Origin of the sequence: Streptococcus alactolyticus (assembly GCF_042649785.1) — a bacterium.
Taxonomy (GTDB): Bacteria; Bacillota; Bacilli; order Lactobacillales; family Streptococcaceae; genus Streptococcus; species Streptococcus alactolyticus.
On sequence record NZ_JBHRZX010000010.1, the window covers coordinates 1 to 13,194 of the forward strand.

The 13,194-nt window shown below is 42.5% G+C and carries 11 protein-coding genes and 1 pseudogene; 2 read left to right on the forward strand and 10 right to left on the reverse strand.

Features of this window, described 5'->3' with window-relative positions:
• Window positions 1-119 precede the first annotated feature (119 nt).
• The 8 genes and pseudogenes from ACFORE_RS02480 to ACFORE_RS02515 form a co-directional block, all read right to left on the reverse strand.
• Window positions 120-341: pseudogene (locus tag ACFORE_RS02480) on the reverse strand (MarR family transcriptional regulator); the annotation flags it as partial.
• A gap of 118 nt (window positions 342-459) precedes the next feature.
• The gene (locus ACFORE_RS02485) at window positions 460-1,383 is read right to left on the reverse strand and encodes a DMT family transporter (RefSeq protein WP_294607424.1); all 924 of its coding nucleotides are present in this window, start codon (window positions 1,381-1,383) and stop codon (window positions 460-462) included.
• A gap of 133 nt (window positions 1,384-1,516) precedes the next feature.
• Window positions 1,517-2,959, reverse strand: a complete 1,443-nt coding sequence (gatB, locus tag ACFORE_RS02490; RefSeq protein ID WP_264879806.1) for an Asp-tRNA(Asn)/Glu-tRNA(Gln) amidotransferase subunit GatB — start codon at window positions 2,957-2,959, stop codon at window positions 1,517-1,519.
• Window positions 2,959-4,425 (reverse strand): Asp-tRNA(Asn)/Glu-tRNA(Gln) amidotransferase subunit GatA, encoded by a 1,467-nt coding sequence (gene gatA / locus ACFORE_RS02495; RefSeq protein ID WP_168260383.1) that lies wholly within the window; start codon window positions 4,423-4,425, stop codon window positions 2,959-2,961. The genes gatB and gatA overlap by 1 nt, the downstream gene beginning before the upstream one ends.
• Window positions 4,425-4,727: an Asp-tRNA(Asn)/Glu-tRNA(Gln) amidotransferase subunit GatC gene (gene gatC / locus ACFORE_RS02500; RefSeq protein WP_154455169.1), complete on the reverse strand. Its 303-nt coding sequence runs from the start codon at window positions 4,725-4,727 to the stop codon at window positions 4,425-4,427. Before gatC ends, gatA begins: the two co-directional genes overlap by 1 nt.
• A gap of 121 nt (window positions 4,728-4,848) precedes the next feature.
• On the reverse strand, window positions 4,849-5,397 hold the full coding sequence (locus tag ACFORE_RS02505) for a cysteine hydrolase family protein (RefSeq protein WP_154455170.1): 549 nt from the start codon (window positions 5,395-5,397) through the stop codon (window positions 4,849-4,851).
• Entirely contained in the window at window positions 5,397-6,185 is a 789-nt protein-coding gene (gene codY, locus ACFORE_RS02510; RefSeq protein ID WP_269725580.1) for a GTP-sensing pleiotropic transcriptional regulator CodY, read from the reverse strand. The genes ACFORE_RS02505 and codY overlap by 1 nt, the downstream gene beginning before the upstream one ends.
• A 170-nt stretch (window positions 6,186-6,355) precedes the next feature.
• On the reverse strand, window positions 6,356-7,570 hold the full coding sequence (locus tag ACFORE_RS02515) for a pyridoxal phosphate-dependent aminotransferase (protein ID WP_154455172.1): 1,215 nt from the start codon (window positions 7,568-7,570) through the stop codon (window positions 6,356-6,358).
• Between the two features lie 321 nt (window positions 7,571-7,891).
• On the opposite strand from ACFORE_RS02515, the gene ACFORE_RS02520 reads away from it, so the two are divergent.
• Window positions 7,892-8,344 (forward strand): universal stress protein, encoded by a 453-nt coding sequence (locus ACFORE_RS02520; protein ID WP_154455174.1) that lies wholly within the window; start codon window positions 7,892-7,894, stop codon window positions 8,342-8,344.
• Window positions 8,345-8,407: 63 nt separating this feature from the next.
• On the opposite strand, the gene ACFORE_RS02525 is transcribed toward ACFORE_RS02520, so the two are convergent.
• Entirely contained in the window at window positions 8,408-9,814 is a 1,407-nt protein-coding gene (locus tag ACFORE_RS02525; protein WP_154455175.1) for a Cof-type HAD-IIB family hydrolase, read from the reverse strand.
• Between the two features lie 70 nt (window positions 9,815-9,884).
• Between ACFORE_RS02525 and ACFORE_RS02530 the strand changes: the two genes are divergently transcribed.
• Window positions 9,885-10,847, forward strand: coding sequence for an asparaginase (locus tag ACFORE_RS02530; RefSeq protein ID WP_154455176.1), 963 nt, complete (start codon window positions 9,885-9,887; stop codon window positions 10,845-10,847).
• A gap of 297 nt (window positions 10,848-11,144) precedes the next feature.
• Here ACFORE_RS02530 and recG read toward each other — a convergent pair whose 3' ends face one another.
• Window positions 11,145-13,160, reverse strand: a complete 2,016-nt coding sequence (gene recG / locus ACFORE_RS02535; RefSeq protein ID WP_154455177.1) for an ATP-dependent DNA helicase RecG — start codon at window positions 13,158-13,160, stop codon at window positions 11,145-11,147.
• Window positions 13,161-13,194: the final 34 nt, after the last annotated feature.

Below are 13,194 nucleotides of genomic sequence, written 5' to 3' on the forward strand. Positions count from 1 at the left end.
ACTTTGAAAACTTTAAAAAACGGATTTTGATTGCATTGAACATAAAGAAAGAGAGGACGAAGTTCGTCCTCTCTAGGTGTTAGCTTTTCATCTACCCACTACAGTTGACAAAGAGCCTCTTTTTTCTCCATGCGCTGTAAAAGCACAGTTGTTGTTGAACGTTGAATATTGAATTCCTTTTCAATGTCTTGTTGAAAATACTCTTCCTTTAATCCATAACTGATAAAGTCAATGATTGACATTTGCATTCCCGTTAGATCAAAGGGTTTTGCAAACTGGTCAAATTCCCGCCCTAGTTGGTTACTGGCTTTTTTAACCAAACGTCCAATATTTTTTTCCATAACAGCACCCCTTTCGTTAGCTAGCTAACTGTTAGGAAGATAACGAAATGTATTGTACTCTTGTTTTGAAAACCTGTCAAGAGATGAAAACAAAAAAGTTAAGGTTTTCCTTAACTTTTCACGTTTTATTCATAGTGCGCCATTGCTTGCGAACCATAAACAAATCACGTAGGGATAGCATTAGCACGGCGACAAGAATGAGAAACATTCCCGTAAAATCAATGGAGTAGAAGATTTCATGCATCACCATTACCGAGAAGAAGACTGAGGATACTGGCTCTATGGCTGCCAACAAACTGCCCTTGACCGCACCGATGATAGCACTGCCTTTAAGGAAAAAGGTGTAAGCAAAGACCGTCCCAACAATAATAATGCCAAATAAGGCAAGCAGGTTGTCAGGCGTCAAAACCAAGGGGTATTGCCAAGAGCGCGTCAAGATGGGAAAAACCACTCCGCCCATGAGCATACCAAGACCAACTACCGTAAAACTCCCAAATTCACGAATCAATTTTGCAGGGAGAACAATGTAAAAAGAATAAGTCACCGCTGAAAAAAGTCCCCAGAAAAAGTCCTTGGGTGTTATGGCTAAACCGTCAAAACGGCCATGCGTGGCAATGATAAAGGTGCCCAAAATAGCTAAAAGAATAGCCACACTTTCAGACAAATCTGGCAGCTGCCTCTTTTTAGCAGACACATAAGCCAAAATCAAAATCGGTGCTACGTATTGCAAAACCGTCGCCGTTCCTGCATTGGTGTACTGAATAGCCATCAAATAAGCATATTGGTTCATCAAAAGCCCAATCAAAGCAAAGACTGCAATTTTAGCAAGCACCCTTTTTTGTCGAATGGCCAGTGAGAAGTGCTGGGGCTGATAGACCATGGCCATGACTGTCAATAAAAGACCTGACACAATCAAACGCAAGCTGCTTAGCAAATTGATATTCATGCCGTTTGCCATGAGGTATTGCCCAGAAATTCCTGAAATCCCCCAGGTAATACCTGCTACCAGCACCATGATTGTTCCCTTGATATTTTTATCCATCTCAGCTCCACTCCACAAAAAGTCATTTCGGCTATCAGTATAGCACAATTCCTGCCAAGGCGATATCCCTTTTCTGACAATACTTGTTAAAAAAGGGTAAAAAAAAGCCCAAAATAATTGGACTTTTTGCCCCTTAGTCTTCTTTTAGTTTTACCAATTCTTGTGCCAAGAGTTTAAGGGCAACTTGTGGGTTGGCTTTTCCTTTTGTGGCTTTCATCAAGAATCCTGTAAAAGCTTTGTCGGCATTGCGTTTGCCTGACTTGAAGTCCGCAACCGCAGCTTCATTGTCTTCAAAGACTTGGTGGATAATTGGAATGAGCACAGCTGGATCAGAAATTTGCACCAAACCGGCTTCTTCAACGTATGCACGTGCTGAACCACCGTTTTTAGCCAAATGAACAAAGACTTTTTTGGCGATTTTTGATGAAATGGTACCATCTGCAATGATAGTCAACATTTCAACAAGGTTTTCAGGGGTCAATGAAATCTCTGAAAGGGTTTTGTTTTCGCTGTTTAAGAATTGAGCGACTTCCCCTTGTAGCCAGTTAGACACTTGTTTAGCATCACCGCCAAGAGCTACGGCACTTTCAAAGAAATCAGACGTTTGTTTTGTTGCTGTTAATTGCGCCGCATCGTAGGCACTCAAGCCAAAGATATTGATGTATTTGGCACGACGGTCTTTTGGAAATTCTGGCAAGGTGCCACGAACAGTATCAATCCACTCATCTGAAATTTCAAAAAGAGGTAGGTCTGGCTCTGGGAAGTAACGGTAATCTGATGACCCCTCCTTGACACGCATCAAAATGGTTTCCCCAGTTGCTTCATCATAACGACGGGTTTCTTGTTGGATTTCACCACCTGAACGCAAGACTTGGGCTTGGCGTTTTTGCTCGTAAATAAGCCCTTTACGCACGTTATTAAATGAGTTCAAGTTCTTCAATTCGGTTTTGACACCAAAAGCCTCTTGACCGTAAGGGCGAAGAGAGATATTGGCATCCACACGCATCGAACCTTCTTCCATTTTCACATCAGAAATACCTGTGTATTGGATAACTTCTTTCAAGGCGGTCAAATAAGCATAGGCTTCTTCTGGCGAACGCATATCAGCTTCTGACACGATTTCAATCAATGGCACACCTTGACGGTTGAGGTCAACGTAAGAATAACCGTCTGTTCCGTGCGTGTTTTTACCAGCATCTTCTTCCAAGTGCGCACGCTCGATACGGATTTTCTTGGTTGAGCCATCTTCTAATTCAATCTCAATCCAACCGTTGTAGCCAATTGGTTCATCAAATTGTGAAATTTGGTAGGCTTTTGGATTATCAGGATAGAAATAGTTTTTGCGGTCAAAGTGCATATTTTGGTGAATATCCATGTTCAGAGCCAAAGCAGCCTTGATACCAGCATCAATTACCCCTTTATTCATCACTGGCAAGACCCCAGGGAATGACCAGTCGATAACATTGGTGTTGGCATTTTGCTCATTACCAAAGTGGGCTGAGGTTGGTGAAAAAATCTTTGAATTGGTATTTAACTCAACGTGGACTTCAAGTCCAATGACAGTTTCAAAGTTCATTAGTCCTCACCTCCAAAAATAACGGGTTGTTGTTTGTGATAATCTGTTGTTGCTTCAAAGGCCGCAGCAGCTTGATAAATAGTTTCTTCACTGTATTTTGGACCGATTAATTGCATACCAACCGGAAGACCGTGGGCAAAACCAGCAGGAATTGAAATACCTGGAAGCCCTGCTAAGTTGACAGGAATTGTTAAAATATCTGCCAAATACATAGCAACAGGGTCATGGTTTAAACTATCCAAATCAAAGGCAACGCTTGGAGAAGTTGGCCCCAAAATCAAATCGTAATCCGCAAAAATATTGTCAAAATCACGGATAATCAAGGTACGCACTTGACCCGCTTTTTTGAAATAAGCGTCGTAGTAACCTGATGACAAGCTAAAAGTACCAAGCATGATACGGCGTTTTACTTCGTCACCAAAACCTTCGCTACGTGTGTTGACATAAATATCGTCAAGATTGTTGTAATTTTCAGTGCGGTAACCATAACGAATACCGTCAAAACGTTGCAAGTTTGATGAAGCTTCTGATGAAGCGATGATGTAGTATACCGCAACACCGTACTTGCTATGTGGCAAGCTCACTTCTTCAACCGTCGCACCCAGTTTTTCAAAGTGTTTCGCAGCGTTAAGAATAGTTTCTTTCACTTCAGGGTCGATACCTTCACCAAGGTATTCTTTTGGCAAGGCAATTTTCATGCCCTTGATGTCTTGACCAATTTTAGCTGTAAAGTCAGCTACTTCACGGTTTGATGATGTTGAATCTTTAACATCGTTTCCAGCGATGACATTCAACAATTGGGCATTTTCTTTGACAGTTGGAGCAAATGGTCCGATTTGGTCGAGCGAGCTACCAAAAGCAATCAAGCCAAAACGTGACACGCGTCCATAGGTTGGTTTCAATCCAACAACACCATTGAAGGCAGCGGGTTGGCGGATAGAACCACCTGTATCAGATCCAAGTGACAAACGCACTTGACCTGAAGCAACTGCAGTAGCAGAACCACCTGATGAACCACCTGGCACCTTGCTGTGATCCCAAGCATTTTTAGTCTTTTTAAAATAAGAAGTTTCGGTTGAACCACCCATGGCAAATTCGTCCATGTTAGTCTTACCGATGACAATCATGTCTTTTCCGTAAACTTTTTCAACAGCTGTCGCATCAAAAATAGGTTCGTAGTTGTAAAGCATTTTAGACGCAGCCGTTGTCAAGATACCGCGTGTTGAAATATTATCTTTGACCGCCAAAGGAATTCCTGACATCACGTTATCAGCGTCAATTCCTTTTTCGTCAATCGCTGCAGCTTGTGCAAGGGCAGATTCTTCCGCCACCGTAATGAACGAATCAACTGCTGATTCGCGTTCTTTAATATCGTCTAGGGTTGCTTTGGTCAATTCAACCGCTGAGATTTCTTTGTTGACAAGAAGATTGTGCAACTCGTCAATTGATTTGCTATTAAATGACATTAAGCATCTCCTCCGTCTTCCAAGATAGCAGGAACTTTAATGTAGTAGTTCTCTGATTGAGGCACATTTTTAAAGAGTTCATCGCGGTCATCACCAGCCACCGCCACATCTTCACGCATAACGGTTTTACGATCCGCCATTGTTGTCGTGACAGGAACCCCATCTGTATCCACTTCGTTTAAGAGTTCTACCATATCGACAATTTTAGACAACGTTGTCGCAAATTCTGATGTTTCTGCTTCAGAAAAGGACAATTTTGACAATTCAGCCACATGACGAACTTCTTCTTCAGAAATTTTCATCTCTTTTCTCCTTGATCAATTAGAATCATAACCTAAATGACAATACAGTCCTTAAAATTATACCATAATTTAAGGTGCTTTTACATGAAAAAAGAAGTGCCTTCCCACTTCTTTCCTTGTTTTAAATCACTTTTGCACCCAAAACATTCTTAAAATGGTTGAGGGCAAACTGATGGTTTTCTTCCGTTAGACTAGCTACGGCATCCGCATAAACTTCGATGTCATACCCCAAATTATAGGCATCAATAGCCGTATGAAGCACACAAATATCCGTCAAAACACCTGTCAAAGCAAGGGTTTTAACCCCGCGTTCGCGCAAACGAATATCCAAATCCGTCCCAGAAAAGGCAGAATAATGACGTTTGTCCATCCAAAAGACACGGCTGTCTTCTTTGATGGTTGCATACACATTGGCTAATTGACCGTATAAATCACGCCCATCGGTTCCCTTGATATTGTGTGGTGGGAACAACTTGGTTTCTGGGTGAAAGACATCACCTTCATCGTGCCCATCAATGGCAAAAAAGATATAATCCCCTGCCTCATAGGCTTCCTTGGTGATGCGAGCAATAGCTTCTTCAATGGCTTGAGCAGGCTTTCCTGCCGTCAATTTTCCATCATCAGCGACAAAGTCTTTCGTGTAATCAATCGAAATTAAGGCTCTTGTCATTAATAGTTATACTCCTTTAATTTGTCAAAAATACCTTCATTGATGACTTTGAGATAAGTTCCCTTCATTCCCAATGAACGGCTTTCAATGATACCTGCAGACTCTAGCTTACGCAAGGCATTTACAATAACAGAACGGGTAATACCAATACGGTCTGCAATGACTGACGCCGTCAAACGACCTTCTGTACCATCCAATTCACCCAAAATGGCTGAAACAGCTTTCATTTCAGAATAAGATAAGGTGTTAATCGCCATGTTGATAGCGGTTTGTTTACGAATCGTTTCTTCTAGATTTTCTGTTTGAAGGTTGAGCAATTGAACCCCCACTACGGTTGAGGCAATTTCGACAAGAATCAAATCATCTTCTAAGAATTCTTTATCGTTACGCCAAATAATTAGCGTTCCAAGGCGCATACCGCCTCCGTATATTGGTGCAATGGTGGTTAGACCATCTGGGTAAATATCTTTTGATTCAACCGGGAAAATCGTTAATTCGTTATCGACAGATAGGTTTGCTTCTGTATCATAGACACGACTCGCCGCTTTTACATAGCCTTCTGGAAATTGTTTGGTTTCAAAAAATTCCTCAACACGGTCAGTATTGGTTTTATACTTCATTGCATAACCAAGAAGGGTTCCTCCTCCGTTGATGATACAAGCATTACAATCAATAATATCAGCTAATTTAGATGCCATAGCATTATAAGGTAATTCAGCATCAAAATGGTCCACTGACCGTTGTAGAATTGATGTAATTTTACGTGTTTTTTCTAATAAATTCGGCATGTTTTACTTCCTTTGCTTTAGTTGCGTTACAATTATATCAGAGGTGTTCTTATTTTGCAAATAATTATCTGAAAATTCCTTTATCTTCTGACTCTTCTCTTTTTTCTCAGCTTTTAAACCGCAAAAAATAAGGTTTTCTCCTCATAATTAAGGAAAAACCTATACTTTTATTAGCGTCGGTATTGACTTAAGACGCGGGTTAATTTGGCTTGAACTTCTGCTAATTCTTCCACTCGTGGCAAATAAACGATACGGAAATGGTCAGGTTCGGTCCAGTTAAAGCCTTTACCTGGCACGAGCATGACTTTTTCTTGTTTGAGCAATTCCAAGCAGAATTGTTCGTCGTCATCGATGCGGTACATCTCGCGGTCAATTTTAGGGAAAATGTAGAGTCCAGCAGTTGGTTTGACCGCAGACAAGCCTGGAACTTCGTTGACAGCCTTGTAAATAAAGTTGCGTTGTTCGTAGATACGACCACCTGGCATCAATAATTCATCCACTGACTGATAACCGCCGAGTGACGTTTGCACCACGTGTTGCCCAAGAACATTGGCACATAGACGCATATTGGCTAACATATTAAGCCCTTCGATATAACCGCGTACATTGGCTTTTGGTCCTGAGAGCACCATCCACCCCACACGGAAACCACAGATGCGGTGTGATTTTGACAAACCATTCATTGAAACACAGAAAACATCTGGTGCCAAGCTAGCAATAGCCGTGTGTTTTTGCCCGTCCATCACAAGACGATCATAGATTTCATCCGCGAAAATAATCAAATCATTTTGGCGAGCAATTTCCACAATCTCTTTCAACAAGTCCTCAGAATACAAGGCTCCTGTTGGGTTGTTTGGGTTGATGACAACGATGGCTTTGGTATTTGATGTGATTTTTAATTTGATATCATCAATATCAGGATACCAATCGGCTTGTTCGTCACAACGGTAATGAACGGCATTTCCACCCGCCAAACTAATGCAAGCTGTCCACAAAGGGTAATCAGGCATTGGCACCAAGACCTCATCACCATCGTCCAAAAGAGCTTGTAAAGAGATGGAAATCATTTCAGAAACCCCATTGCCTAGGTAAATATCATCGATATCCACATGTGGAAAACCTTTTAGCTGACAGTATTGCATAATGGCTTTACGTGCCGAGAAAATCCCTTTACTGTCTGAATAGGCTTCACTATTACGGGCATTGGCAATTAAATCGCGAATGACCTCGTCAGGGGCTGTAAATCCAAATTCTGCTGGGTTCCCTGTGTTTAGACGGAGAATTTTTTCGCCATTTGCCATCATGCGATTGGCTTCGTCTAAAATGGGACCGCGAATATCATAAGCAACGTGTTCTAGCTTTGAAGATTTGTCAAATGTTTTCATAGAATTTACCTCGTTGCCAATATTATAAACTTTCCGCCTTAAATTTTCAATTCTCTAACGATTCTAAAGGTAAATTTTCTTGTGTGAAAAAGGCTCTGATAAACTCTGCTTTTTCTGAATGGTTTTCTGTTAAGGTAAAAAGAATTCAGAAAAATACTCAAATGCTTTCAATTTCACATGAAAAGGAGTATAATGAACGTGAGGATATTCATAGTTTAGGCCATTTAGGTGCCTATTGTCCTGCATATCATTTTATATCTCATAGGAATGAGGGAAATGTTACCTTTTCATTCTTTGGTTAACATAATTAAGGAGGCAGTTATGTCACAACATTATGAACGAATTATGATTGCGGTTGATGGTTCTTACGAATCTGAGTTAGCTTTTGAAAAAGGGGTAAACGTTGCTTTGCGTAACAAGGCTGAATTGATCTTGACACACGTCATTGACACACGTGCCCTACAAAGCATTGCGACCTTTGACACTTACATCTACGAACAATTAGAAGAAGAAGCTAAGGGTGTTTTGGAAGGTTTTGAAAAGAAAGCCCATGAAAGAGGGGTTGAAAAAGTCAAACAAGTCATTGAATTTGGTAATCCTAAGACCCTTCTTGCTCGTGATATTCCTGATAAAGAAAAGGTGGATTTGATTATGGTAGGGGCGACTGGTCTTAATACCTTTGAACGCTTGCTTATCGGTTCATCATCAGAATACATCATGCGCCATGCTAAAGTGGACTTGTTGGTCGTGCGTGATAGCCAAAAGACTTTCTAAAAGGACAACTGAACTCGGCCTAGTTTTTGCGACTAGGTCTTTTTGCATACGAAAAAACCAAGCTTAGGATGTCTTAGCTTGGTTATTTTTTTGGCGCTGAAAAGCGTGTTGAATTTGTCGATTTAATTTCCGATGAATGGTTGGTTCTGGTGCAAAACGTTCTTCCCAATCATCTGGTTTTAAAATTTTATGAGTGATAGGGTCAAAATGCGCCTTGCCGTCAGGGAAAACTTTGCCCATATTAGCCTCATGAACCGCGTCAAATAACGGTTTAGGGTCAACACCCATCAATACAAATGAACCATAGGTCAAATACAGCAAATCCGTCAAGGCATCCACTTGCCCAACCAAAGGCGTTTCAGGGTGTTCCTTGCTTTCTACCTTGCGTGCCGCCTTGTCAATAGCCGCGTGCAATTTGACCAGCGAATCGTTAAAGATAGCCTCATCTCCATGACTAGCCGCATAGAGAAATTCCACGATTTCTTCGACCTTGAAATCCGAACGGTGATTAGCCTCTTCATTTTCATAGACTCTTGGCATTTCGCAGGTTGTGCCATCCATGACCTTGTGGAACATTTTCACCTTGTTGAAATTTTCGTCTTGGCTATCAAAACTTTCTTCTTGCTCTAGATGAATCAAGCCAAAGTGAGCCAAAGCTTTTGAGATACCGTCGTTATTGTTGGTTTCTGTGGTGTAATGGGCAATGTCTTTGAGAGAAGCTTCCGCATTTCCCATCGCGACACCGATACCAACACCCGATAGCATTTCCTTATCATTGTCAGAATCGCCAAAGGCCATTACCTCAGACAAATCAAAGCCAAATTGATTGCCTAAACGCTCGATGCCGTGTATTTTGGATTGGTTGTAAGAAATCAAATCCGCTGAATAAGGGCTGCTGCGCGTTACCTTAATCTGTGGAAAACGGTTCTGAATGTTTTCCGTTTCGTCCTCGGTCGCAATCAAAACCACCTGATAAATGGGCCGGCGCATCAAGGTCAGCAAGCCATTGACATTTTGCGGTTTGAAACGACGAATGAGGTGTTTAAAACTACGCTCGACTGCTTTTGCCCATTGCTTGGGAACAACCGAACTCACCACTTGCCCAAAACGGCTAGTCCCCATGTCAATAATACGTGAGCCAACCAAGCCCGAAGCTGTCCCCAAAGAAATCTCGCGACGCTTGTCATTGGCATAACGGATAATGCGGTAAACAGTGGACACAGACAAAGGATTTTGGTAAACCACCACATCACGCGTGAAAATATACTGCCCATTATAAGTCACTGCAAAATCCAAGCCCAGATTTTCAAGGTAAGGCTGCACAAAACTTGGTCCCCGACCTGTTGCCACGCCGACAAAAATTCCTTGTTCTTTTAAATTGTTAATGGCTTTTTTTGTGGATTGTTGGACGTTTTTTCGGTCGTTTAACAGGGTGCCATCAATATCAAAAAAGACTGCTTTTATCGCCAAATCAGTTTCTCGCTCTCCATCTTTATGTTAAAATAGATTATAACACATTTTTGAAGGAAGTTTTAGAACAATGAAAAAAATCCTTGTCTTGCACACAGGCGGTACAATTTCCATGCATGCTGATCAAGCGGGTAATGTTCGACCAGATACGGATAATCCTATGAATCATATTGGTGTCAGTCTTGATAACATCGAAGTGACAGCAATTGATTTTTTTAATATCCCAAGCCCACACATCACCCCTAAACACATGCTCCAGCTTTATCAAGAAATCAAGCAAAAAGCTGCGGATTTTGACGGAGTGGTCATTACCCACGGTACAGACACCTTGGAAGAAACGGCTTATTTCCTAGATACCATGGAAATTCCTAATATTCCTATCGTTATCACAGGCGCCATGCGCTCGTCAAACGAACTAGGAAGTGACGGGGTGTACAACTACCTCAGCGCCCTTCGTGTAGCCAGCCATGACGATGCTATTGGCAAGGGGGTACTGGTCGTGATGAACGATGAAATTCACGCTGCTAAATACGTGACCAAGACACACACGACCAACGTATCAACCTTCCAAACACCTATCCACGGCCCACTTGGCATTATCATGAAACACGATATTGTATTCTTTAAAATGGCCGATACGCGTGTTCGCTTTGATTTGACTGATATTTCAGGAACTGTGCCAATTGTCAAGGCCTATGCAGGGATGGGGGGAGATGGTATCATCAGTTTCCTTAACCCTGACAATGTTTGTGGAGTCGTGATTGAAGCCTTGGGAGCTGGTAATGTGCCACCACGCGCTGCCCAAGAAATCGTGCACCTCATCGAGCAAGATGTCCCAGTTGTCTTGGTATCACGTTGTTTCAATGGGATTGCGGAGCCTGTTTATGCCTACGAAGGCGGTGGCGTCCAACTCGCCCAAGCAGGGGTTATGTTTGTCAAGGAATTAAACGCTCAAAAAGCGCGCTTAAAACTCCTTATCGCTCTAAACGCTGGTTTGAAAGGGCAAGCCCTCAAAGACTACATTGAAGGTTAGGCCGCTTATCTTTTCAAAAAGACACTCAAAAAAGCTCAGCTTAAATCAAGCTGAGCTTTTTGCCATTCCATGGGCTTTGGTGTCTTATCATGGGTGTTGTTTTTCCGCTGCCCTTGTCATGTCAAAAAGGAGAGGTCAGCAACTCACCGACCGTAAGCAGGTCTAGGATGAATGGTTTTAGCAAAATATTTGTGATAAGTGACTCTTACTGTCATAAGCCTTCCCCCTCACTTCATTTGATGGTTTTATTATAAGGGAAAAAACTTAAGCATGGCTTGCAAAAAACTTGCACAAAGCTTAATCAAAGGTGTCCTTGTCTTTGAGATGGTCGGAAATCACCTGCCACCTAGCGTCTTTTTGCCAATTATCTTCCGCCACAATCTGGCTTGCCACCCGTCTGGCTTCCTCTAAAATGGGATAATCTTCCACGATATCCGCCACTTGAAATTCGGGAATACCTGATTGGCGAGTGCCAAAGATTTCACCTGAACCGCGCATTTTGAGGTCAGCTTCTGCTAATACAAAACCGTCCGTGGTTTCTGTCATGATTGTCATGCGCTCTTTTCCTGTGTCTGTTTTGGGATTGGCCACTAAGATGGCATAAGATTGCTTATCCCCACGGCCCACTCGTCCGCGTAGCTGGTGCAATTGGCTAAGCCCAAAACGGTCAGCATCCATAATCAACATGATAGTTGCATTGGGCACATTGACACCAACTTCAATGACGGTGGTTGACACCAAAATCTGACTTTTTTGCTGCTTGAAGTCTTGCATGATAGCATCCTTTTCTTCGTTTTTCATGCGACCATGCATGAGGGCAACTGTCGCAGTTCCTGCGAAATATTGGGACAATTCGTCGTGCAAAGCAACTGCATTTTTCAAATCCAAGGCCTCAGATTCTTCAATGAGAGGTGACACCACATAGGCTTGGGCACCTTTGGCTAACTCCTTTTTCATCCAATCCAAGACAGTAGGCAACTGCTCATGCTTGACCCAACGTGTGATAATAGGCTTTCGCCCCGCAGGCAATTCATCAATAATGGAAACGTCCATTTCCCCAAAAGCCGTAATAGCCAGCGTTCTGGGAATAGGCGTCGCGGTCATCATCAAAACGTCAGGGTTATTGCCTTTTTCACGGAAAATACGACGCTGATTGACACCAAAGCGGTGCTGCTCATCTGTAATAACCAAACCCAAGCGGTGATAGGTCACTGCGTCTTGAATCAAGGCGTGTGTTCCCACGACCATATCAATCGAGCCATCCGCCAACGCCGCAAGGGCTGTTTTTTTCGCAGCCGCCTTCATGCCTGACGTTAAAATCGCGATCGATAAGTCTGGAAACAATTGACGCAAACTTTCAAAATGTTGTTCCGCTAAAATTTCCGTGGGCACCATCAAGGCTGACTGAAAACCTGCGGTGTAGGCGGCATACATGGCAAGACTAGCCACAACAGTCTTTCCTGACCCCACGTCCCCTTGCAAAAGGCGATTCATGTGAGCACCTGAACGCATATCGGCTAAAATGGCCTCCAAACTGCGTTTTTGCCCACCTGTCAAGGCAAATGGCAGAGTAGCAATCTTTTTAGCCACTTTTTGAGCATCATAGGCAATCACCTGACCGTTGCTTTCTGCCTTATTATCCGCCTTTAGAACCTGCAAATTCATCTGAAAATAAAACAGTTCCTCAAACTTGATGCGGCGCAGGGCCTGTTTGTATTCGGCGATGTCTTTTGGAAAATGCATGGCAGCGGTGGCTTGAGCACGTCCTAACAGACGGTATTTGTCCAGAAGGACTTGGGGGAGATTTTCAGGTAACCAATTCAAAGCCCCCATATCAAAGGCTGACTGGATAGCCTTGACCAGTGTTTTTTGTGAAATGCCTTGAGCCACGCGGTAAACAGGTTGCATATCATCTGTGACCTGAGCCAAAATTTTCATTCCAGTCACCGTTGCTTTCAGGGCATCCCATTTTCCAAAAATAGCAATATCACTGCCCAAGGTCACCTTATCCGCTAAATAAGGTTGATTGAAAAAAGAAACAGCAACAACTGCTTCGCCCTGCCGAATTTTAAAGGACAGGCGATTACGTTTATATCCATAATACTGCACGTTCGCTGGTGTCACAACTGTTCCGACGATAACCGAACGCTCCCCGTCAACCAACTCAGAAATGCGTTTGCTTTTAAAATCCTCATAACGAAAAGGGTAGTAGAGCAACAAGTCCTCAATCGTATAAATACCTAATTGCTGGCATTTTTCGGCTGTTTTGGCACCGATACCTTTTATTTCCACAATGGGTGATTGTAAGTTCATAAAACCTCACTTTGCTGCTTAATAGCAAAAAGAG